23 protein-coding genes are annotated in these 19,585 nt (G+C 68.0%); 9 read left to right on the top strand and 14 right to left on the bottom strand.

The annotated features are described in order from the left end of the window. Positions 1–20: 20 nt before the first annotated feature. The 4 genes from R5H32_RS02235 to R5H32_RS02220 all read right to left on the bottom strand — a co-directional run bounded on the left by R5H32_RS02235 (position 21) and on the right by R5H32_RS02220 (position 3,649). A complete protein-coding gene (locus R5H32_RS02235; protein WP_318337052.1) occupies positions 21–842 on the bottom strand; it encodes a universal stress protein in 822 nt (273 codons plus the stop codon). 149 nt (positions 843–991) lie between these two features. Then, entirely contained in the window at positions 992–1,528 is a 537-nt protein-coding gene (locus tag R5H32_RS02230) for an MOSC domain-containing protein (protein WP_318337051.1), read from the bottom strand. Between the two features lie 132 nt (positions 1,529–1,660). After that, positions 1,661–2,686, bottom strand: coding sequence for a Hint domain-containing protein (locus R5H32_RS02225; protein ID WP_318337050.1), 1,026 nt, complete (start codon positions 2,684–2,686; stop codon positions 1,661–1,663). Positions 2,687–2,716: 30 nt separating this feature from the next. Next, the gene (locus R5H32_RS02220) at positions 2,717–3,649 is read right to left on the bottom strand and encodes a LysR substrate-binding domain-containing protein (protein ID WP_318337049.1); all 933 of its coding nucleotides are present in this window, start codon (positions 3,647–3,649) and stop codon (positions 2,717–2,719) included. A gap of 91 nt (positions 3,650–3,740) precedes the next feature. On the opposite strand from R5H32_RS02220, the gene R5H32_RS02215 reads away from it, so the two are divergent. The 3 genes from R5H32_RS02215 (at position 3,741) to R5H32_RS02205 (ending at position 6,322) form a co-directional block, all read left to right on the top strand. After that, positions 3,741–4,223 (top strand): cupin domain-containing protein, encoded by a 483-nt coding sequence (locus R5H32_RS02215; RefSeq protein WP_318337048.1) that lies wholly within the window; start codon positions 3,741–3,743, stop codon positions 4,221–4,223. Positions 4,224–4,286: 63 nt separating this feature from the next. Beyond that, positions 4,287–5,066, top strand: coding sequence for an SDR family oxidoreductase (locus tag R5H32_RS02210; RefSeq protein WP_318337047.1), 780 nt, complete (start codon positions 4,287–4,289; stop codon positions 5,064–5,066). A 161-nt stretch (positions 5,067–5,227) separates the two neighbouring features. After that, positions 5,228–6,322 carry an ABC transporter ATP-binding protein gene (locus R5H32_RS02205; RefSeq protein ID WP_318337046.1) on the top strand — a complete coding sequence of 365 codons (1,095 nt, stop codon included), beginning with the start codon at positions 5,228–5,230 and terminating at the stop codon, positions 6,320–6,322. Between the two features lie 3 nt (positions 6,323–6,325). On the opposite strand, the gene R5H32_RS02200 is transcribed toward R5H32_RS02205, so the two are convergent. Continuing rightward, on the bottom strand, positions 6,326–6,988 hold the full coding sequence (locus tag R5H32_RS02200; RefSeq protein ID WP_318337045.1) for a helix-turn-helix transcriptional regulator: 663 nt from the start codon (positions 6,986–6,988) through the stop codon (positions 6,326–6,328). A gap of 172 nt (positions 6,989–7,160) precedes the next feature. Here R5H32_RS02200 and R5H32_RS02195 point away from each other — a divergent pair, with 172 nt between their 5' ends. From R5H32_RS02195 to R5H32_RS02180, 4 genes are read left to right on the top strand one after another with little or no spacing between them, the layout of a single operon-like run. Continuing rightward, on the top strand, positions 7,161–7,376 hold the full coding sequence (locus tag R5H32_RS02195; RefSeq protein ID WP_318337044.1) for a twin-arginine translocase TatA/TatE family subunit: 216 nt from the start codon (positions 7,161–7,163) through the stop codon (positions 7,374–7,376). 33 nt (positions 7,377–7,409) lie between these two features. Further along, positions 7,410–8,009, top strand: coding sequence for a Sec-independent protein translocase protein TatB (tatB, locus tag R5H32_RS02190; RefSeq protein WP_318337043.1), 600 nt, complete (start codon positions 7,410–7,412; stop codon positions 8,007–8,009). After that, positions 8,006–8,881, top strand: a complete 876-nt coding sequence (gene tatC, locus R5H32_RS02185; RefSeq protein WP_318337042.1) for a twin-arginine translocase subunit TatC — start codon at positions 8,006–8,008, stop codon at positions 8,879–8,881. The genes tatB and tatC overlap by 4 nt, the downstream gene beginning before the upstream one ends. Continuing rightward, the gene (locus tag R5H32_RS02180; protein ID WP_318337041.1) at positions 8,878–9,720 is read left to right on the top strand and encodes an ATP-binding protein; all 843 of its coding nucleotides are present in this window, start codon (positions 8,878–8,880) and stop codon (positions 9,718–9,720) included. Before tatC ends, R5H32_RS02180 begins: the two co-directional genes overlap by 4 nt. A 42-nt stretch (positions 9,721–9,762) precedes the next feature. On the opposite strand, the gene R5H32_RS02175 is transcribed toward R5H32_RS02180, so the two are convergent. From R5H32_RS02175 to R5H32_RS02155, 5 genes are all read right to left on the bottom strand, one after another. Next, positions 9,763–10,338, bottom strand: a complete 576-nt coding sequence (locus tag R5H32_RS02175; protein WP_318337040.1) for a hypothetical protein — start codon at positions 10,336–10,338, stop codon at positions 9,763–9,765. A 60-nt stretch (positions 10,339–10,398) separates the two neighbouring features. Beyond that, positions 10,399–11,598 carry a M23 family metallopeptidase gene (locus R5H32_RS02170; protein ID WP_318337039.1) on the bottom strand — a complete coding sequence of 400 codons (1,200 nt, stop codon included), beginning with the start codon at positions 11,596–11,598 and terminating at the stop codon, positions 10,399–10,401. Between the two features lie 59 nt (positions 11,599–11,657). Beyond that, complete coding sequence (locus R5H32_RS02165) at positions 11,658–12,299, bottom strand: protein-L-isoaspartate(D-aspartate) O-methyltransferase (protein WP_318337038.1); 642 nt, start codon at positions 12,297–12,299, stop codon at positions 11,658–11,660. Continuing rightward, a complete protein-coding gene (gene surE, locus R5H32_RS02160) occupies positions 12,296–13,081 on the bottom strand; it encodes a 5'/3'-nucleotidase SurE (protein ID WP_318337037.1) in 786 nt (261 codons plus the stop codon). The genes R5H32_RS02165 and surE overlap by 4 nt, the downstream gene beginning before the upstream one ends. A 114-nt stretch (positions 13,082–13,195) precedes the next feature. Further along, entirely contained in the window at positions 13,196–13,861 is a 666-nt protein-coding gene (locus tag R5H32_RS02155) for an SDR family NAD(P)-dependent oxidoreductase (protein ID WP_318337036.1), read from the bottom strand. Between the two features lie 105 nt (positions 13,862–13,966). Here R5H32_RS02155 and R5H32_RS02150 point away from each other — a divergent pair, with 105 nt between their 5' ends. Then, positions 13,967–14,554 carry a biotin transporter BioY gene (locus R5H32_RS02150; protein WP_318337035.1) on the top strand — a complete coding sequence of 196 codons (588 nt, stop codon included), beginning with the start codon at positions 13,967–13,969 and terminating at the stop codon, positions 14,552–14,554. A gap of 190 nt (positions 14,555–14,744) precedes the next feature. Then, entirely contained in the window at positions 14,745–15,431 is a 687-nt protein-coding gene (locus R5H32_RS02145) for an alpha/beta hydrolase (protein ID WP_318337034.1), read from the top strand. 99 nt (positions 15,432–15,530) lie between these two features. Here R5H32_RS02145 and R5H32_RS02140 read toward each other — a convergent pair whose 3' ends face one another. The 4 genes from R5H32_RS02140 to radA all read right to left on the bottom strand — a co-directional run bounded on the left by R5H32_RS02140 (position 15,531) and on the right by radA (position 19,534). Next, on the bottom strand, positions 15,531–15,956 hold the full coding sequence (locus R5H32_RS02140; RefSeq protein WP_318337033.1) for a DUF1284 domain-containing protein: 426 nt from the start codon (positions 15,954–15,956) through the stop codon (positions 15,531–15,533). Beyond that, positions 15,953–17,416 (bottom strand): amidophosphoribosyltransferase, encoded by a 1,464-nt coding sequence (gene purF, locus R5H32_RS02135; RefSeq protein WP_318337032.1) that lies wholly within the window; start codon positions 17,414–17,416, stop codon positions 15,953–15,955. Before purF ends, R5H32_RS02140 begins: the two co-directional genes overlap by 4 nt. 106 nt (positions 17,417–17,522) lie before the next feature. Beyond that, entirely contained in the window at positions 17,523–18,149 is a 627-nt protein-coding gene (locus R5H32_RS02130; protein WP_318337031.1) for a CvpA family protein, read from the bottom strand. A gap of 17 nt (positions 18,150–18,166) precedes the next feature. Continuing rightward, a complete protein-coding gene (gene radA / locus R5H32_RS02125; RefSeq protein ID WP_318337030.1) occupies positions 18,167–19,534 on the bottom strand; it encodes a DNA repair protein RadA in 1,368 nt (455 codons plus the stop codon). Positions 19,535–19,585: the final 51 nt, after the last annotated feature.

The following is a 19,585-nucleotide window of genomic DNA, read 5'->3' as shown; positions in this document are numbered from 1 at the left end:
GCGAGGCCGCCGCAATGGCGCTAGCCGACGCGGGTGATGAGGAGGTCGGTCGGCGCGCTCTGGACCAGCATCGTCGCGAAGCTTCCGAGCAGATGCGTGGCGAGGCCGGCGCGGGAATGGGCCCCGACCGCGATCAGGTCGGCGCCGGAGTTCGCGAGCGCCTCGGCCATTACTTCGGTCGCGGGGCCTTCCGTGATGGTGACCGAACCGAGGCTGTCGGGCAGACGTTCGGTCCGGCGCCATTCCGCCTCTGCCGCGCGCGCCTCGTTGACGAAGGGCAGGGCGCTGTCCTGCGGCATCAGCCCCCTGAACGGGACATGGAGCGCATGAACGGCGACGATCGGCGCATCGGTTGCGATCTCGGATGCCGTCCTCAGCGCGGCGGCGGAGGCGGGCGAGAAATCCGTCGCGGCGAGGACACGGCGATAGGGCTGCCCGACCGGATTGCGGACCAGGAGGACGGGGCAGGACGCCTGGCGCAGGATCCGCTGCATCGTCGTGTCGCGGAACATGTCGGCCACCGGGCGCGGACGGTGCGAGCCGATAATCAGCAGATCGACCGCCTCGCTACTGGCCAGCGTTGCGATGGTCAGGCTGGGATCGCCGCGCAGCACCCGCGTCTCATAGTCCACCGCGGCATGATCAGGGTCGGCGGCCACAATCTGCGCGAGTGATCTTTCCGCTCCGGCGGCAAGCTCGGCGCCGATCGGCGACGGCAGGTCGTCGTCGACGACACTGGCCACGATCAGACGGGCGTTGTGCGACCGGGCCAGCGCGAAGGCGCGCCTCACAGCGCGGTCCCCTCGTGCGGAAAGGTCAGTGGTTACGAGGAAAACGGACATCTGCGCCTCCAAAGCTGTTGGCGTCGCTCCTTGCAGGGGCGACAGATCAAGCGGATTCTAACTAACCTGGCAAGCTACCGGCCTGCGTCAAATCAGGCTGTCGGGATCGTTGTTTTCTGGATGAAGGCGACCCTCCGGAACAATTGGTCTCAGCCAATCTTGCGCATCCGGTCGCCGCGCCTCACGGTGCCGTCCTTTGTCACCCGCCCGTAGATGCCCCGAAGCCGGAGCGTCTTGCCCTCGCCCATGTTCACGAACAGGCAGGCATCGCGGCCATAGCGGTCGATGAAATCCTGACAGCCGTTATGCGGCGTGTCGGTGATGACAAGCTCGACGGTTCCGAGCGCCAGCCGCGTTCCCGGAGGCAGATTGGCGGGTGAGAGGTCCATGTCGATGAACAGGTTGTCTCCCGCGGCCGCCCAGTTCCCGGGCTCTCCCGCAATCGCCTCCATGCAGCGTGCGTTCATCATGCAGATCTGGACGTCGGGATGGGGCTGGCCGTCCTCGGTCGACTTCCAGCAGCCCTTGGCCCAGTGATCGCCGTGGACGCCTCCGGCGAGGCTCAGCTCGGCCTGATCGACGATCCGCCGCTCGCCCGGCGTCGGGCGGATGACGATCGCCTTGATCTCCCCGTCGTCTTTCGGCGCTGCGAGGATGTTCGGCAGCGCTTGCCGAAGCTCCTCCATTGGTCGAGGCGGTACTACGGGAGAGGGGCGGGTCATGCGGGCAATCTCCTCTTCTTCCAGTCGGACAGAACGGATCCTGTGGTCGTGTTTATCCTACAACCGCGGCCGTTCCCTGGCCAGACGGGACGCGGCTCAGAGCTGGCGGTGGCGACCGAGAATCTCGGCCCGCACAGCCTCGTCGAGAAGCTCGCGCCCGGCTTCGGTGCCGAAATGCTGTGTCTGGTTCAGGCCGGGAAAACGGGCGCGGATCTCCTCGGCGAGGTCGGGCGGCAGATGGCCGACCGTGGCCTCGTTGACCATGAGGCTTTCCGCCGGGATCCCTTCGGCATAGATGATCTCGTGGCGGTCGAAGACGAGGCTGTAATAGTCGACGAACCCGCCTTCCTGGCGCAGCACGGACTCTCCGTCGACGAGATGCTTGGCCTGGACGAGGATCTCGGCGGTGCCGCCGACTCGGTTCGCGCCGCGCTGATAGATGAAGACCCGGTGATGCGGGCTGACCACGAGATCGCCCGCATTCCCGAGCGTGCCGGCGGTGATCACGACCGGCGCGAAGCCGCCCTTGGCGCGCATAGTCGACCTGCCGATCCAGCGGATCGGCTGCGGCCCGTGGTCCCGGGTCAGCACCCGGTCGCCGGGGGCGAGGGTTTCGATCGGACGCTGGGAGCCGTCGGGAAGCGTGACCATCGTGCCGGCGCCGAAGGAAACGCACAGGACGTCACCGATCCGAAGGCCGCCGAAGTCGTCGGTCGCGGCCAGAAGCGTGTAGTCGACGCCGGGCGCGATCGGCGAGAGCGGCAGGGCGAAGCCCGCGCCCGAGGCGGCATGGCGCGCGAAAAGGAGTTCCAGCCGCTCGCCGTCCTCGGTCATCAGCGTGAACAGGGACACCAGATCGACCCGGTCGCCCGGCGCGCCGATAGCGGAGCCCTCCGCGATCGCGGCCTGCGGCTGCCGGTCCGTGGGCGGACATAGCATCATCCGCAGAGCCCGCGCCGCGGGATCGAGCCGATAGACGTCGCCGGGCTCGCAGGCGGCCGCCTCCGCGATGGGATCACGAAGATTGACGCCGCGTCTGACGCGCAGCGCCTGCGCCTCGTAAACGTGCACGGCATGGGCCGGAAAGGGCTGCGCGCCGTCGCTCATCGTCTGACCTCGCATGATGTCCCGGGGGCGGGCCGGACAGGCCTATCAAATCGCGGACGCCAGCGTCAACGCGCGTCCCGGCTCCGGGGTGGTCGCTCGGTCGCAGATCCAGTCCGCGACCGCCTGCACGGTGCGTGGAGCGGCCTTGCCCTCGCGCAACGCAAGGAAATAGCCGCGCCCGGAGCTGGCCGAAACCTCCGTCAGCCGGATCAACGCGCCGGTGGCGAGGAAGCTGTCGAGCAGGCCGGGCCAGCACAGGCAGATCCCCTGTCCGGCGAGTGCCGCGCTGACCAGCATCGCATAGGCGCTGAAGTCGAGGGTTCGCGTGCCGGCCGGGCGCGGCACACCGACGGCCTCGAACCAGCTGTCCCAGTCATACCAGTAGCGTCGGCTCGACTCGGTCTTCAGGAGCGTGTGGCCGCCAAGCTCTTTCACGGTTTCGGGGCGGCGCACGCGGCTCAGGTAAAGCGGGCTCGCGGCCGGGAAGACATCCTCTCCGAGGATCTTGGCCTCGTCGGGCTGGGTAGCGTCCGGCGCGCCGAAGCGGATCGCGATGTCACCGCGCCGGCCGGGCTCGTCATGTTCCAGGCTTATGATCCGGATCGTCGTCTCGGGGAACGCAGCCTGCAGGTCGCCGAGCCGGGGAATCAGCCAGTAGGCGACGAAGCCCGAAGGCGCCGAGACGGATACCGTCCGGCCGCTCGCCGCACGGCGGAGGCGGTCGGTCGCGGTCTCGATCATGTCGAAACCGCCCCGCAGCGCGATGGACAGCTCCCGGCCCTGTTCGGTAAGCCGAACGGGCTTGTGCGTCCGGTCGAAGAGCGGACAGCCGAGATCCGCCTCGAGCGCCGCGATGCGGCGACTGATCGCGGGCTGCGAGACGTTAAGCTCGCGTGCCGCTCCGGTCAGCGTGCCGTGCCGGACGGCGGCATAGAAGGCGGTGAGGCCGGAGAAGCTCGGAAGGCGCATCTGAATCATAACCCCAGCGTATAATGAAGATCAGCTTTAGCGCATTGAGGCGGATCGGGGAAGCCGGCTAGATGCGACCGGAAAGAGGAGGAACCCCGCCATGACCGAACCGATGACGATCCCCGATGCCGCCGAAGCGCTGATGATCGGTGCGGCCGACCTGCCGGAAGCGGTAAATTCGCCCGAGCCGCCGGCGGCTCCCGGCTTCTCGGTCGATGCGGCGAAGGTCGCGCCTGAGGGGGGCACCGATCCGGTCTTCGGCAGCGTCGCCTGGCGGACCCTGATCTGCGCTGATCGGACGCCGACGAAGGAGTTCGTGCTCGGCATCGCCGAATTCGGACCCAGGGGCACGCTCAATCCGCACCGGCACGAGCCGGCAGAGTTCTATCTCTGCATCGAGGGGGGCGGCACGGCTACGATCGACGGCATCGCCCATGCGCTGGTGCCGGGCGTGGCCGTCTATATCCCCGGAAATGCCGAGCACGGCGTGGTCGCCGGACCGGAGGGATTGCGCTTCGCATATGGTTTCGCCGAGGCGGCGTTCTCTGGCGTTACCTACCGGTTCTCCTCCGCGGCCGCCTGAACGCGGCCACTGGCCACAGCCCGCGAAATCCCTATTCTCTCTCCGCGAGTGTGGGAGGACAGGATGGATCTGGGAATTCGCGGACGCCGCGCGCTGGTCACGGCCGCATCGAAGGGCCTCGGACGGGGCTGCGCCGAGGCGCTGGCGGCCTCCGGGGTCGATCTCGTGATCAATGCGCGCGGCGCCGATGCCCTGGCGGCGACCGCCGCCGAGATCCGCGCCGCGCATGGCGTCGACGTGACCGAGGTCGCGGCCGACATCACCTCCGAGGCCGGCCGAGCCGCGGTACTCGATGCGGCCGGAGCGGTCGACATCCTCGTCACCAATGCCGGTGGCCCGCCGCCGGGGCACTGGAGCGAGTGGGCGCGCGAGGACTTCATCCGCGCGCTCGACGCCAACATGCTGACGCCGATCGCGCTGATGCAGGCGGTGCTGCCCGGCATGATGGCGCGGCGCTGGGGACGGATCGTCAACATCACCTCGCAGGCGGTGAAGGCGCCAATCGCCAGCCTCGGCCTCTCGAACGCGGCGCGGACCGGCCTCACCGGTTTCGTCGCTGGCACCGCGCGGCAGGTCGCGCCGGACGGCGTCACGATCAACAACCTCCTGCCCGGCATCCACGACACCGAGCGAGCGGCCTCGCTCGATGGCGCCGCCGCCCGCGCCGAGGGCATCAGCCCCGATGAAGCACGCGCCCGCCGCGCCGCCACGATTCCCGCGCGCCGCTACGGCACGGCGGCGGAGTTCGGCGCGGCCTGCGCCTTCCTCTGCTCGGCTCATGCCGGCTTCATCGTCGGCCAGAACCTCCTGCTCGACGGTGGCGCGACGAACACGACCCTGTGACATGTTCCCTTCTTCATTGCCGAAATACCCTGGGGGTCCGGGGGTGAAACCCCCGGTCGGTCGGCCGAGGCGCAGCCGAGGTCGAAACCCGCAATGCTTGCGGCCAGCCGGCCGGACTGCTATCCGGTCCAAAACCTGACCAATTTTCTCGGACACGGGGCATGCGCGACCTGACAGAGACACCGCCGCGACTTGAGGTCCAGAACCTCGTCCGCCACTTTGATGGCCGGACCGTGGTCGATGACGTCTCGCTTACGATTCCGGCCGGGCAGGTCACCTGCCTCCTCGGACCCTCGGGCTGCGGCAAGTCGACGACGCTGCGGATGATCGCCGGGGTCGACATGCAGGACACCGGCCGCATCCTCGTCGACGGGCGGCTGATCTGCGACACCGTGTTCCGGATCCCGCCCGAACGGCGCTCCATCGGGCTGATGTTCCAGGATTTCGCGCTCTTTCCCCATCTCAGCGTCACCGAGAACATCGCCTTCGGCCTAACCCACGGCGATGCGGCCCGGAAGCGGCGGGTCGACGCGCTCCTCGAACGGGTCTCGCTTTCCGGTTTCGGGCCGAAATATCCCCACGAGCTTTCGGGCGGCGAGCAGCAGCGGGTGGCGCTCGCCCGTGCGCTCGCACCCAATCCGCGCATCCTTCTGATGGACGAACCGTTCTCGGGCCTCGACGAGCGGCTCCGCGACGGCATCCGTGACGACACTCTGGCGCTTCTGAAAGAGGAGGGCACGGCGGTCCTTCTCGTCACGCACGAGCCGCACGAGGCGATGCGCATGGCCGACGAGATCGCGCTGATGCGCCGCGGCCGGATCGTCCAGCGCGGCGCGCCCTACAACATCTACAACGCCCCCGTCGACCGAGAGGCGGCCGCTTTCTTCTCTGATATCAACATCCTGCGCGGCGAAGTTCAGGGGGCGCTGACGGCGACCGCCTTCGGCGAATTCCTTGCCCCCGGCGTGCCCGACGGCACCGAGGTCGAGATCGTGATCCGGCCGCAGCATCTCAAGATCGACTTCGACCGGGCCGGGCGCGGCCCGAATCCGACGCCTGCCGACGGTACCCCTGCGCGGGCCGAGGTGGTGCGGGCCCGGTTCCTCGGCCGCGAGAGTCTCGTGGAGTTTCGGCTCGACTACGGCGGCGACATTCTCAAGGCGACGGTGCCCGCGGTGTTCCTGCCCAAGCCCGGAACGGTGATGTGGCTGATGATCCGCCGCGACCGCTGTTTCGTCTTTCCGCGCCGGGGTTGAGGCTCAGGCCGGCGCGATCCGGGCGAGGTAATCCTCGACCGTCTTGCCTGGTTCGGGCAGGAACGCGCCGCCGTCATGCTTGAGAGACGTTACAAGATCGACGCGAAACACTTTGAAAGAATTTGAGTATTCGCACCACGACGTCAGCGTCCAGAGCTTGCCCCAATAATCGAGGTGCAGGGGCCTCACCCTTGTCGCCGGAGCATTGCGGTACGAAAGCGCGAGCGTCAGATGCTCGCGCACGGCACGCCGGATCAGGCCGAGATGCGGCGCAGCCCGCGCCGCCTCGGCGCTCGAGAAGACGAAGGTGTCGGACCCGGTGTCGCCGGCATCGGCGGGCGAAACCGCGGCGATCTTGGCGCGCAGGCTCTCGGCCGCGCGCGCCAGCACCGGATCGGCGGCACCGGCGACCAGCGTGATGCCGAGCCGCAAGACCTCGAACTCGTCCTTGGTGATCGCCATCGGCGGCAGCGTGACCGGGTCGCGCAGGAGATAGCCGATGCCGCGTTCGCCACTGACCGGCAGGCCGCGTTCCATCAGGACGGCCATGTCGCGCCAGATCGTGCGCGGCGAGACCCCGAGCGCCTCGGCGAGGTCTGCGGCACGATGGAGCTTGCCGTCGCGCAGGATGCGCAGAAGCTGGAACAGGCGGTCGTTGCGGCGCATCGGATCCCGGAATGAGGGGGTGCAACTGACAAAATACTGTCAGTTGCGCCGCACCTTCAAGGCCTGAACCGGCCTTTCGGCGCGCGGAAAGGGCTTTGACGGAAGCCCCGGACGGACTACATCGGGCAGGTAGCAGAACGGACGCTGCGGATGCGTCCGATGGGAGACGAACATGCTCAACAATATCGGCATTCCTGGCCTTCTTCTGATCGCTGTCGTCGTGCTGGTGCTTTTCGGTCGCGGCAAGGTCTCCTCGCTGATGGGCGAGGTCGGCAAGGGCATCACCGCCTTCAAGAAGGGCGTGAAGGACGGCACCGAGGAGATCGAGAACGACACCGCCGACGCCGCCCGTGACGTGACGCCGAAACCGAAGAAGGACAAGGCCTGAGCCTTGGCCTTCGCCTGAAGGGGCGGCGCGGACATGTTGGATATCGGCTGGAGTGAGCTTCTGCTCATCGGCATCGTGGCGCTGATCGTGGTTGGTCCGAAGGATCTGCCGCAGATGTTCCGTACGCTCGGGCGCTTTACCGCGAAGGCGCGGGCGATGGGACGCGAGTTCCAGCGCGCCATGGACGACGCGGCGCGCGAGACCGGCGTCAAGGAAACCGCCGACGAGCTGAAGGCGATGACGACGAAGAAAAGCCTCGGGCTCGACAAGCTCGAACAGGCGGCCTCGAAGTTCGAGAAGTGGCAGCCGAACAAGCCCGCGGCGCCGAAGGGGCCGGCGACGCAGGCGCTGGCCGACAAGAAGGCAGCCGAAGCCGCGGCGCGGGCCGAGGCCAAGTCGGACGCACAGCCGGCCGCGACGGCGCCCGCGAAGGCGACGACAGCCGAGGTGAAGGCGGCGGAACCGGCCGCGAAGAAGCCGGCGGCTTCGACCACGAAAAAGCCGGCGGCTCCGGCCACGAAAAAGGCTCCGGCGAAGCCGAAGGCCGCGGTGGAGGCTAAACCGGCCTCCAAGCCGAAGGCGAAGACGGCGGCGGCCAAGGCCAAGCCCGCAACCAAGAAGGGCGAGGCATGATGAAGGACGAGATCGACGACTCGACGGCGCCGCTGATCGAACATCTGACGGAGCTCCGGTCGCGCCTGATCTGGTCGGTGCTGGCCTTCATCGTGGCGATGGTCGCCTGTTTCTCGGTGGCCGACCCGATCTTCACCTTCCTGACCAAGCCGATCTGCGCGGCGCTCGCCGACCGCGGGCAGGACTGCTCGCTTGCGATGATCAAGCTGCAGGAGGGCTTCTTCGTCGCGATCCGGATCTCGTTCCTCGGCGGCTTCGTGCTGTCGTTCCCGTTCATCGGCTACCAGCTCTGGCGCTTTGTCGCGCCCGGCCTCTACAAGTCCGAGAAGAACGCCTTCCTGCCGTTCCTGGTCGCCTCGCCGGGCATGTTCCTCGCGGGCGCGGCCTTCGCATATTATGCGATCCTGCCGCTGGCGTTCTCGTTCTTCCTGGGCTTCCAGAAATCTGGCCCGGTGCCGGCCGAAGGTGCGCTCGACCCGGCGGTCAGCACGGCGGCGGGCATTGCCTTCTTCGGCTCGATCGAGGAATACTTGGCGCTTACGATCAAGTTCGTCCTAGCCTTCGGCCTCTGCTTCCAGCTCCCGGTGCTCCTGACGCTGATGGGCAAGGCGGGGCTGGTGTCGAGCGCGGGGCTGGGCGCGGTGCGCAAATACGCCGTTGTTGGCATCCTCGTCCTCGCCGCGATCGCCACGCCGCCCGATGTGGTGAGCCAAGTGATCCTCTTCGTCGTGGTCTACGGGCTTTACGAAGTGTCGATCTTCCTCGTCGCACGGGTCGAGAAGAAACGCGAGGCGGAACTCAGGGCCCAGGGCTTGTGGTTCGATGACGAGGACGAGGAGGAGGCGTCAGGCGAAGGCGCGGCCAAGGAATGAGCGAGGCGTTTCTGGCCCGCATCGCCGAGGCGCTGGAGCGGATCGCTCCGGCGCCACGACGGTCGCCCGACTTCGCCGCCGCCGAAGCTTTCGCCTGGCATGTGAACCCTGACCGTATGGAGCCTGTCGCGGAGGTGAACCGCGTCGACCTGCCGCTCCTCGTCGGCATCGACCGCTCGCGCGACACGCTTCTGGCCAATACGCTGCAGTTCGCGCGCGGCCTGCCCGCGAACAACGCGCTTCTCTGGGGCGCGCGTGGGATGGGGAAGTCCTCGCTCGTCAAGGCGGTCCATGCCGAGGTGTTGCGTCAGGGCCTGCCGCTCAAGATCGTCGAGCTCAGCCGCGAGGATCTGCCCACGGTCGGCCGGCTCCTGACCCACTTGCGCGCCGCGGGCGGCCACCGCTTCGTGCTCTTCTGCGACGACCTCTCGTTCAGCCATGATGACCAGCACTACAAGAGCCTCAAGGCGGTGCTCGATGGCGGGATCGAGGGGCGGCCGGCGAACGTGGTCTTCTACGCCACCTCGAACCGGCGCCACCTCATGCCGCGCGACATGATCGAGAACGAGCGGTCGAGCGCGATCAACCCGTCGGAGGCGGTGGAGGAGAAGGTCTCGCTTTCGGACCGGTTCGGGCTCTGGCTCGGTTTTCATCCCTGCAATCAGGACGAGTACCTGGAGATGATCCGCGGCTATTGCGACGCTTACGGCGTGGCGATCGACGATGCCAGCTTGCGCGCCGAGGCGATCGAGTGGCAAGCAACGCGGGGGGCGCGGTCAGGGCGCGTGGCTTGGCAGTACTTCACAGATCTTGCCGGGCGGCGGGGCGTCACGCTCTGACGCGCCCTTGCGCCTGCGCAGAATGCGGGCGGCGTACCGATTTCACCCGGAGCCTGCGGCAGCGGCAGCCTGTGCCTCCAGGATCTTGATCTGGTTTTCCCGGACATCCAGCCGCGGTCGCCAATCGTACCGCTTGTCGGCCGCGGGGCGTGACCAGTAGAGTGTGCCACCGTAGCGCCAGGGGTCGAGGATGATCCCGTCGTACAAGGTATCGCCCCGTCGGCTGATGACTGCCGTGTGATGAATGATCCGGAACTGTTTCGGCGGCGACGTGGCCCAGTGCAGCGACAGGGTGCGAAACTGCTCCTGGTTCAGGCGCTTGAGAAGATCCTCGGTCCAGTCATTGCAAAGTCCGCGCTCTCGCTGACCGTGAAGGACCTTGTCATTGTGGATGATCGGCGGGTCGGTGATCTGGTACTCGTAGGCGAGTTGCTGCGAATAGAGGTAGGCGATGCTGGCGGCGCGTTCGGCCTCCTCGGGGGCGACGTCCGGTCCAAGCCTTTTTATTTCAAGCGCCAGTGTGTCTATGTCGTTCTGGGTGACCGTCGGTTTCGCCGCGCAGCCGCCGATCAGCAGGGCCGCCGCCGCAACCAGCAGCGATGCAAGAAACTTCGGCATCCGTTCTCCACACGAGCTTGGCGCGGAGCCAGGCTCCGGCCGGTCTTGCCCCAATATCCGTTATTGCAGATATGGCATCGGGTCGACGCTGTCGAAGCCCTGACGAACCTCGAAATGCAGGAAGGCCGGGTCGGAGGCGCGAACCTTGGCGATCGTCTGGCCGCGCGAGACCTTGGCGCCCTTGGCGACCGCGATCCCGTCGATATTGGCGTAGACGGTGAGCAGGTTGCCCTCGTGGCGGATCACCAGGATCGGCACCTGCTCAGTGTCTTTGGTGATCGCGGCGACGGTGCCATCTCCGGCCGCGGTGACCGACGAGCCGGCGCTCGCGGAAATGTCGATGCCTTCGTTCTTCTTCTTCTGGTAGCCGCGGATGATCTTGCCCTGGACCGGCATCGCCAGCTTCGAGCCCGAGGAGGCCGCGGTCTTCTCGGCGCCGAGATCCGCGGGGGGCGGGGTCTTGACCGGCGCGGCGGCCGGCGTGGTCTTCTCCGCCGGCAACGGTGTGGAAGCCGAGGGAGGCGTCGGCGTCGGCGAGCCTTGGCCGGGTGCCGTCACCGCGACGGGCGCGGGGCGGGTGGCATTCGCGACCGGGATCAGCAGGGTCTGGCCCTCGCGGAGCCCGAGATCGGGGCCGAGCCCGTTCCAGTCGGCAAGCGCCTTGACGTCGACGTTGTAGAGCCGGGCGACGGAATAGGCGGTCTCGCCACGCTGTACGCGGTGGCGAACCGGTTCGGTGCCGCTCACCGGCGCCGGGGCCGGTGCGGCGGCGGGCTGCGGTGCGGGCGTCGCAGAGGCGCGGTCGAGAGCGCCCGAGGCGATCGTGGTCACGTCGATACGGCCGCCGGGGGCGGTCGCCGGAGCGCCCATCACCGGAGCGGCGGTCACCGGCGCGGCGCCCGCGACGCGGCGCGGCAGCGCGACGATTTCGCCCTCGCGGAGCTGCATGCCGGGCTGAAGCGCGTTGTAGCCGGCGAGCTCCGCCGCAGGCAGGCCAACCCGGGCGGCGACGCTTTCAACGGTGTCGCCGCGACGCGCCACCGCGACCTGGTAGTTCGGATACGAGATGATGCCGCGTGCGTCCGGGGCCGGGCGCGCCGCGCTCGCCTGCATGGCGGCGGCGGAGGTATCGAGGCCGATCTGGCTGTAGTTGCGCAGATCCGGATCGAAGCCGCCGCCCGGCTCGCAGGCGGCGAGCGCGACGAGGCTGGTTCCGAGAAGGGCCACGCGGAGCGCGGAGATCGGGCGGGAGGTGGTCATGCTCGCATCCTCAGTTCGCGGGCCCTGTTGACCGGGCCTCGGTGGGTTCGGGCGGCGCCTCAATCCTGCGCCAGCCCCTCGACCAGCGGCACAAAGCGCACCGGCCGAAGCTCGTCGTAATCGTATCCGTGAGGCTGGCGCGTCACCTTGATCAGGCTCTGCACCGTGTCCGACTGCCCCACCGGCACCACCATGATACCGCCGATCCTGAGCTGAGCCAAGAGCGGCCCGGGGGGATCCTCCGGCGCGGCGGTGACGAGAATCCGGTCGAACGGCGCCTGGTCGGGCAGGCCGTGGCTGCCGTCGGCGGCGATCGCGGTGATGTTGGTCAGGCCGAGGCTCTGGAACACCGCCTCGGCCTCGCGCACGAGGCGGCGGTGGCGGTCGACGGTATAGACCCGGCGGGCGAGCTGGCTCAGGATCGCCGCCTGGTAGCCCGAGCCGGTGCCGACTTCGAGCACCTTGTCGCGCGGGCTCACGGCCAGCGCCTGGGTCATCAGCCCGACGACTGTGGGCTGGCTGATGGTCTGGCCGCAAGCGATGGGCAGCGGCATGTCCTCATAGGCGCGCTCGGCAAAGATGCCGCGGACGAAGGCGCCGCGGTCGATCCGCTCCATCGCGGTCAGCACACGGGCGTCGGTCACGCCCTTCGAGCGGAGCCCGTAGAGAAAGCGCATTTTCCGCTCGGCCGGTTCGGTCATGCGAGCCGCGCCTCGAGCTCGGCGAGCGTGTCATGGGCGGTGAGGTCGGCGCGCATCGGCGTGACCGAGATCCAGCCGTCGAGATTGGCCGAGACATCGGTGCCGGGTGCGGTCGGCAGGTGCTGCGGCCCGCCGGTGATCCAGAGGAACTTGCGCCCCGAGGGCGAGATATGCGGCTCGACCCCGAAGAAGGTGTCGGTGCGATAGCCCTGGGCGGTGACCTTCATTCCCTTCACGTCGCGTCCGGCCACGGGCGGGAAGTTGACGTTGTAGAAGAGCCGGTAGTCGCCCTTGTCCCAGATCCCCTTGTCGAGAAGCGCGCGCACAACTGCTATGCCGTGGTCGCGGGCGGCCTCGAACGGGGTTTCCAGGTCCTCGGTCTTCGGCCCCATGAACTGCGACAGCGCGATCGCCGGCAGGCCTTGAAGCGCGGCCTCCATCGCGCCGCCGATGGTGCCGGAATAGAGCACGTTCTCGGCAGCGTTGTTGCCGCGGTTGACGCCTGAAAGGACGAGGTCTGGCCGACCGCCCTGCAAGACGTCGTAGAGCCCGGCAAGGACGCAGTCGGCCGGGCTGCCCTCGGCGGCGTAGCGGCGGGGACCGAGCTTCAGGATCATCATCGGATGGGTGTAGGAGATGCAGTGGCCGACGCCCGACTGCTCGAAGGCCGGCGCGACGGTCCAGACCTCTCCGTCGGGGCCGGCGATCTCCTCGGCGATCGCGGTCAGGATCTCGAGCCCCGGGGCGTTGATGCCGTCGTCATTGGTGATGAGGATGCGCATGCCCGGCCCCGTGCTTCTTTGCCCCTGATTAGACGACGGGCGGCAGGGCGTAAAGCGGCGATGCCGCGACCGTGCCACGCGATACCGCCGCTGGTGCAGCCTTGCCGAAAACGATCAGAGCGCGGCGAGCAGCCGGGCGGCTTCGTCGTGGATGTCGGCGAGGCCCGCGCGATCCTCGCCCGGGAAGAAGCGGGCGCGGGTCGCGGTGGCCATGGGGCGCGGCGTTTCGATCAGGACGCGCGGGCCGATCCTGGCGGTCTCGGCCTGCCAGCTCCGGGCGAGCGCGATCTGGGCCGCCTTGGTCGCGCCGTAGGCGCCGAAGAATTTCTCGCCGCCGCGCGGGTCGTCGAGGAAGAGCGCGGTGCCGTCGCCCGCGCGCAGGAGCGGTTCGAGAAGCGGGATCAGCGTCGCGCTGGCGCCGAGGTTGCATGCGATCGACTTGTCCATGTCCTTGGCCGCAATATGGCCGGCCGGGCTCAGTGGCGCGGCGTGGATCGCGGTATGGGCCCAGAGGCCGAGCTTGCCCCAGCGGTGCGCGATCGAGGCGGCCAGATGCGCCATCGCCTTGTCGTCGGTCACGTCCATTGGCGCGAGCGTGGCGCTGCCGCCGGCGGCCTGGATGCGGTCGTCAAGCTCCTCGAGACCTCCTGAGGTGCGGGCGACGGCAAGCACATGCCAGCCGGCTTCCGAGAGCGCGGCGGCAAGCGCGAAGCCAAGTCCGCGCGAGGCGCCGGTGACGAGGGCGAGCGGTTTGCTCGTGGGATCGGTGGCTACGGTCATGGCGTCCGTTTCGCACCCCGCGCGGGGGCTTGCAACGGATATTGTTGACTTATGGCAGGGTAGGGTCGAGATTCCGGGCGAACAGAACCGGGGAAAGGTCCGATCATGACACTTTCAGACGCTCTCTTCCCGACCCGCTCGCTGCTCGCGCGCGCGCTCATGGTGCTTGGCGGCTCGGTCTTCATCGCCCTCGCCGCGCAGGTTTCGGTGCCTATGGTGCCGACGCCGATGACATTGCAGACATTGGCAATCCTGATCGTGGGTTTCGCCTATGGCGCGCGGATGGGTGCGGTGACGCTTCTGGCCTATCTCGCCGAAGGCGCGGCGGGGTTGCCGGTTTTCGCGAACGGGCTGAACGTCGTGGCCTTCGCCGGGCCGACGGCGGGGTTCCTGATCGGCTTCGTGGGCCTTGCCTGGCTCGCCGGCCTCGCCGCGGATCGCGGCGTGAAGGGCGTGGTCGGCCTCTCGCTCGCGGGCATCGCCGCCTCGGCGCTTCTCTATCTGCCGGGCGTGGCCTGGCCGATGGGCGTTGCCGGCGCCGTCGGGATCGAGGCCGGCTGGGTCGGCCTGCCCGCGGACAAGATCTGGGCGGGTTTCGTGGCACCGTTCCTGATCGGAGACGCGGTCAAGGCGGTGATCGCCGCCCTGGTCGTTACCGGTGGCTGGGCGGCGTTGAAGAACAGCAAGGCCTGATTTCAGGCCTTTTCGCCTTGGCGAATAGTCGTGAGCGCCGCCTTTCGGGGCGGCGTTTTCGTTGGCTGGAGACCCGCAAAACTGCTACGCTTCCGTCGGACAAGGCGTTTCCGTTCCGACCCCGCTGCGCTTCTGTTCTGCGCGCGGTCGTATCATCTTGGTGGCGACGTCCACATTGGGAGATGCGCTCATGCCGACGTCGTTCGTCCTCGTTCATGGTGCCTTCGGATCTCCGGCGGAGCTAGCCCCGGTCGTCCCGTATCTCGAAGCCCGCGGGCATCGCGTGGTCAACGTCGATCTGCCTTGCGAACGCGCCGAGTCGACGCTCGAGGATTATGCGGCCGCGGTCGTGCGCGCGATGGAGGGAACAAGCCGTCCTCGCATCCTAGTCGCCCATTCCGCGGGCGGTGCGACCATCCCCCTTGTCGCGTCCCTGTTACCGGTCGACCGGCTGGTCTTCGCAGCTGCCATTGTACCGGAACCGGGGCTTTCGATTTCGGAGGTCGTGGGGCCGGACGTTGCGGTAACGATCGCTGCGGTCACCATCGACAACGGCGATGGGACGCGGTCGTTCAATTTGGACCTGCTTGCCTCTCTGGCACCGCCGGAGGAACGCGACGCCTATCTCGAGTTCCTGACCCGAACGCAGCGAAGCCAAGGCTGGCTGGCGATCAACCAGCCCTGGCCAGGAGCAGGGATCCCTGAGATCCCGCGCGATTATATCCTTTGCACCGACGATCAGATCATCCCTCCAGACCGGCAGCGGGCCTTCGCGGCCAAGCTGGGGGTTAGTCCGATCGAGATCGCGTCCGTTCACGCGGTCTTCACGTTCATGCCACGTGAACTTGCCGATCTTCTCGTTTCGCTGGCGGGGTGACGGACGCGCGTTGCTCTGGAGTCCGGTGCCGCGAGTGGTGTTGCTTCATGCGTGTGAACCGCCCACCTCCCCAGAGGCAAGAGGTCACTGCGGGGCTGCTCAGCCGGCGTCTGAGTGAAGCCGCCGCAGGGCTGCCTCGCACATGCCGTAGGGCTCCCATTCGCAGCCCTGGCAAAGGGTCTTGAGACTTCCCGGCGGCACGTTGTCGCGGATCCGCGCCTTGGCCTCGCCCCAGGTCAATGTCTCGCGAGGTTCCAGCCTGAGGGCGGCGGCGTGGGCGCGGTCGAGGACCTTGATCTTCGGCTCGTTGGTGCAGGCCCGGCCGCGCCGCTTGGGGCAGGGGCCGCAGATGTCGTCGGTGGCGCCCGTGACCTCGATCTCGGCCGCGTCGCCGTTCTCGGCCCGGAGCCGACCCATGACGATCGCCGTCATGTTCGCGGTGAAGTCGGGCGAGTAGCCCTTGCCCTCGAAGCCGAGCGAGCAGAGGAAATGGTGCGGGCGGTAGCGGATCGGGCTGCCGCTCACTCCGCCGCCTTCATCGCAAATCCCTTGGCGATCTGGTCCGATGGGGCCACCGGATAGTCGCCCGAGAAGCAGGCGTCGCAGTATTGCGGGCATTTGGCATCTCGGCCCCCGGCCTCGCCTGCCGCACGGTAGAGCCCGTCGAGCGAGACGAACTTGAGGCTGTCGACCCCGATCCAGTCGCGCATTTCGTCCTCGCTCATCGTCGCGGCGAGCAGCTTCTCGCGCTCGGGCGTGTCGACGCCGTAGAAGCAGGGCCAGGCGGTCGGGGGCGAAGCGATGCGGAAATGCACCTCGGCGGCGCCGGCATCGAGGATCATGTCCTTGATCTTGCGGCTCGTCGTGCCGCGCACGACGCTGTCATCGACGAGGATAACCCGCTTGCCCTTGATCAGCGCCCGGTTGACGTTGAGCTTGAGCCGCACCCCCATGTTGCGGATCTGCTCGGTCGGCTCGATGAAGGTGCGGCCCATGTACTGGTTGCGGATGATGCCCATCCCGAAAGGAATGCCGCTTTCGGCGGCAAAGCCGATCGCCGCCGGTGTGCCCGAATCCGGCACCGGGCAGACGAGGTCGGCCTCGACCGGCGCCTCGCGGGCGAGTTCCACCCCGATCTGGCGCCGGGTCTCGTAGACCGAGCGGCCACCGAGGATCGAATCCGGGCGCGAGAAATAGACCTGCTCGAAGATGCAGAACCGCGATTTTGCCGGGCCGAAGGGCCGCGAGGTTTCGACCTTGCCCTTCGAGATCACCACCATCTCGCCCGGCTCGACCTCGCGCAGGAACTCCGCGCCGATGATGTCGAGCCCGCAGGTCTCCGACGAAAGCGCATAGCCATCCTCGCCGACTTTGCCGAGGACGAGCGGGCGTACGCCCAGAGGGTCGCGCACGCCGATGAGCTTGGTGCGAGTCATGGCGATGACTGAGAAGGCGCCCTCGACGGCGCGAAGCGCGTCCTTCATCCGCTCGGGGATCGACTTCTGGATCGAGCGCGCCATGAGATGGATTATGCATTCCGAATCCGAGGAGGACTGGAAGATCGCGCCGCGCTCGATCAGGTCGCGGCGGAGCTGCGCGGCATTGGTGAGGTTGCCGTTATGCGCGATCGCCGCGCCGCCCATCGCAAACTCGCCGAAGAAGGGCTGGACGTCGCGGATCGCGGTGTTGCCCTTGGAGCCGGCGGTGGAGTAGCGCACATGGCCGATGGCGAGCGGGCCGGGCAGCATCTGCATCACGTCGGGCTTGGTGAAGTTGTCGCGGATGTAGCCGAAGCGGCGGACGTTGTTGAACCCGTCCTTCGGGTCGTAGGCGACGATGCCGCCCGCTTCCTGGCCGCGATGCTGGAGCGCGTGCAGTCCGAGGGCGACGAAGTTCGCGGCATCGGGTACGCCGATCACGCCGAAGACGCCGCATTCTTCCTTCAACTTGTCATCATCGAAGGGGTGGGCGAGGAAGGGACGCATGGGGCCTGGCTCCGATTCCGGGATTTGCCCCCCATTTAGAGCCAAGCCGGCCGTATGTCACGCCCATGTAACGGCGCAAGCGATCACAATCGTCCGGTTGCCAGAGTCAATTCGTTGTCGAGGGTGCCGTGAGCGACTTGGCGCCGCTGCCGTTGGCCTCCTCGGTGGCGGGAGCCGGAGCAACGCCGCATTCACCGACGAGCTCCTCGTAGCGGGCCATGACCCATGCGGGCGCGTCCTGGGGCATCTCCTTGTTGAGCTTGTCCTCGAGCGAGGCGAAGACCACGGCCGAGCGGGACTGGTCGACGACCGGGACCGTCGCGGCCACGAGCACGCGGTTGTAGACCACGAAAGCCACCGCGACGAGAAGGATGCCGCGCAGGACGCCGAAGAGGAAACCGAGACCCTGGTCGACGCCACCGAGCGCGGACCGCTGGACCGCCGAGGCGAAGAGCGGCGTGAAGACAGACATCACGATCAGCGCCAGCGCGAAGACCGCGGCGAAGGAAGCGATGATCGACAGTTCGCAGCTTTCGCCGAGATAGGTGTCGAGAACCGGGATCTGCTTGATCAGCGGCTCGGCCTGCGGCGCGAACATGAAGGCGAGCACCGCAGCGACGACCCAGCCGAGGATCGCCAGCGACTCGCGGACGAAGCCGCGACTGTAGGCGAGCACCGCCGAGACCAGAATGACGACGGCAACGACGGCGTCGACGATCGTGAAACCTTCCATGTTCCTGCTCCTCGCTCTCAGCCCGCCGCGAACATTTCGCCGACGAACGTCGTCAGATCGGGCATCTTGCGCACCCTGATCCCGTCCTCGCCCTCCATCTTGCTGCGTTCCGGGGCGACTGCTTGTGAGAAACCAAGTTTTCGCGCCTCTTTCAACCTGTTTTCGGTCTGGCCGACCGGGCGGAGCGCGCCGGAGAGTGAAATCTCGCCAAAAACCACCATGTCGGGCGGCAGGGCGACGTCCTCGCGCGCCGAGAGGAGCGCCGCCGCGACCGCGAGATCCGCGGCGGGTTCGGCGACGCGCATCCCGCCCGCGACGTTGAGAAACACGTCGAGCCCGGCGAAGGGGATGCCGCAGCGGGATTCGAGCACCGCGAGGATGGTCGAGAGCCGCCCCGAATCGAGCCCGACCACCGTGCGGCGCGGGGTGCCAAGCGGCGAGGGCGCGACCAGCGCCTGGATCTCGGTCAGCACTGGCCGCGTGCCCTCGATCCCGGCGAAGACCGCCGAGCCCGGATGCGCCTGGCCACGTTCGGAGAGAAACAGCGCGGACGGGTTGGCGACCTCGGCGAGCCCACCGCCGGTCATCTCGAACACGCCGATCTCGTCGGCCGGGCCGAAACGGTTCTTGACCGCGCGCAGGATGCGGAACTGGTGGCCGCGCTCGCCCTCGAAATAGAGAACCGTGTCGACCATGTGCTCGACGACGCGGGGGCCGGCGATCTGGCCCTCCTTGGTGACGTGGCCGACGAGGACCACCGACGTGCCGCGCTTCTTGGCGAAGCTCACCAGCTCATGCGCGGCGGCGCGGACCTGCGAGACGGAGCCCGGCGCCGCCTCGACATGGTCGGCCCACATGGTCTGGATCGAGTCGATGATCGCGAGATCGGGGCGGGCGGCATCGAGCGTGGTCAGGATATCGCGCAGGTTGGTCTCGGCACCGAGCCGGACAGGCGCATCGGCAAGGCCGAGCCGCTGGGCGCGCATCCGGACCTGGGCCGAAGCCTCCTCGCCGGAGAGGTAGAGGCAGGAAAGACCGACGCGGGCGAAGCTCGCCGCCGCTTGCAGAAGCAGCGTCGACTTGCCGATGCCGGGATCGCCGCCGACGAGGATCGCCGAAGCCGGCACCAGCCCGCCGCCGAGAACGCGGTCGAGCTCGCCCATGCCGGAGGCGGCGCGCGGCGGCGGGACTTCCGTCGTTGCGAGCGTGGTGAGTTCGATCTGGCGGCCTTTCGCGGCACCGAGCGTCTTCGCGGCCGGACCGGCCGAGAGCGGGGCTTCCTCGACGATCGAGTTCCAGGCGCCGCACGCGTCGCAGCGCCCGGTCCATTTCTTGTGGACCGCGCCGCATTCCGTGCATGTGAAGGACGGGCCTGCTTTCGCCATGCACTCTTCCTGCCCGATGCCGTGCGCGGCGGCAAGGGGGTGGGGGCGCCC

The organism is Defluviimonas sp. D31 (assembly GCF_033436765.1).
Taxonomy (GTDB): Bacteria; Pseudomonadota; Alphaproteobacteria; order Rhodobacterales; family Rhodobacteraceae; genus Albidovulum.
The sequence above is the reverse complement of the archived record's forward strand: the minus strand, read 5'-3'. Positions and strand labels throughout refer to the sequence as shown.

Coding starts and splice junctions, on each gene's coding strand:
- R5H32_RS02235 (WP_318337052.1), bottom strand. CDS start 842: ATGTCCGTTTTCCTCGTAACCACTGACCTTTCCGCACGAGGGGACCGC.
- R5H32_RS02230 (WP_318337051.1), bottom strand. CDS start 1,528: ATGGAGGAGCTTCGGCAAGCGCTGCCGAACATCCTCGCAGCGCCGAAA.
- R5H32_RS02225 (WP_318337050.1), bottom strand. CDS start 2,686: ATGCGAGGTCAGACGATGAGCGACGGCGCGCAGCCCTTTCCGGCCCAT.
- R5H32_RS02220 (WP_318337049.1), bottom strand. CDS start 3,649: ATGATTCAGATGCGCCTTCCGAGCTTCTCCGGCCTCACCGCCTTCTAT.
- R5H32_RS02215 (WP_318337048.1), top strand. CDS start 3,741: ATGACCGAACCGATGACGATCCCCGATGCCGCCGAAGCGCTGATGATC.
- R5H32_RS02210 (WP_318337047.1), top strand. CDS start 4,287: ATGGATCTGGGAATTCGCGGACGCCGCGCGCTGGTCACGGCCGCATCG.
- R5H32_RS02205 (WP_318337046.1), top strand. CDS start 5,228: ATGCGCGACCTGACAGAGACACCGCCGCGACTTGAGGTCCAGAACCTC.
- R5H32_RS02200 (WP_318337045.1), bottom strand. CDS start 6,988: ATGCGCCGCAACGACCGCCTGTTCCAGCTTCTGCGCATCCTGCGCGAC.
- R5H32_RS02195 (WP_318337044.1), top strand. CDS start 7,161: ATGCTCAACAATATCGGCATTCCTGGCCTTCTTCTGATCGCTGTCGTC.
- tatB (WP_318337043.1), top strand. CDS start 7,410: ATGTTGGATATCGGCTGGAGTGAGCTTCTGCTCATCGGCATCGTGGCG.
- tatC (WP_318337042.1), top strand. CDS start 8,006: ATGATGAAGGACGAGATCGACGACTCGACGGCGCCGCTGATCGAACAT.
- R5H32_RS02180 (WP_318337041.1), top strand. CDS start 8,878: ATGAGCGAGGCGTTTCTGGCCCGCATCGCCGAGGCGCTGGAGCGGATC.
- R5H32_RS02175 (WP_318337040.1), bottom strand. CDS start 10,338: ATGCCGAAGTTTCTTGCATCGCTGCTGGTTGCGGCGGCGGCCCTGCTG.
- R5H32_RS02170 (WP_318337039.1), bottom strand. CDS start 11,598: ATGACCACCTCCCGCCCGATCTCCGCGCTCCGCGTGGCCCTTCTCGGA.
- R5H32_RS02165 (WP_318337038.1), bottom strand. CDS start 12,299: ATGACCGAACCGGCCGAGCGGAAAATGCGCTTTCTCTACGGGCTCCGC.
- surE (WP_318337037.1), bottom strand. CDS start 13,081: ATGCGCATCCTCATCACCAATGACGACGGCATCAACGCCCCGGGGCTC.
- R5H32_RS02155 (WP_318337036.1), bottom strand. CDS start 13,861: ATGACCGTAGCCACCGATCCCACGAGCAAACCGCTCGCCCTCGTCACC.
- R5H32_RS02150 (WP_318337035.1), top strand. CDS start 13,967: ATGACACTTTCAGACGCTCTCTTCCCGACCCGCTCGCTGCTCGCGCGC.
- R5H32_RS02145 (WP_318337034.1), top strand. CDS start 14,745: ATGCCGACGTCGTTCGTCCTCGTTCATGGTGCCTTCGGATCTCCGGCG.
- purF (WP_318337032.1), bottom strand. CDS start 17,416: ATGCGTCCCTTCCTCGCCCACCCCTTCGATGATGACAAGTTGAAGGAA.
- R5H32_RS02130 (WP_318337031.1), bottom strand. CDS start 18,149: ATGGAAGGTTTCACGATCGTCGACGCCGTCGTTGCCGTCGTCATTCTG.
- radA (WP_318337030.1), bottom strand. CDS start 19,534: ATGGCGAAAGCAGGCCCGTCCTTCACATGCACGGAATGCGGCGCGGTC.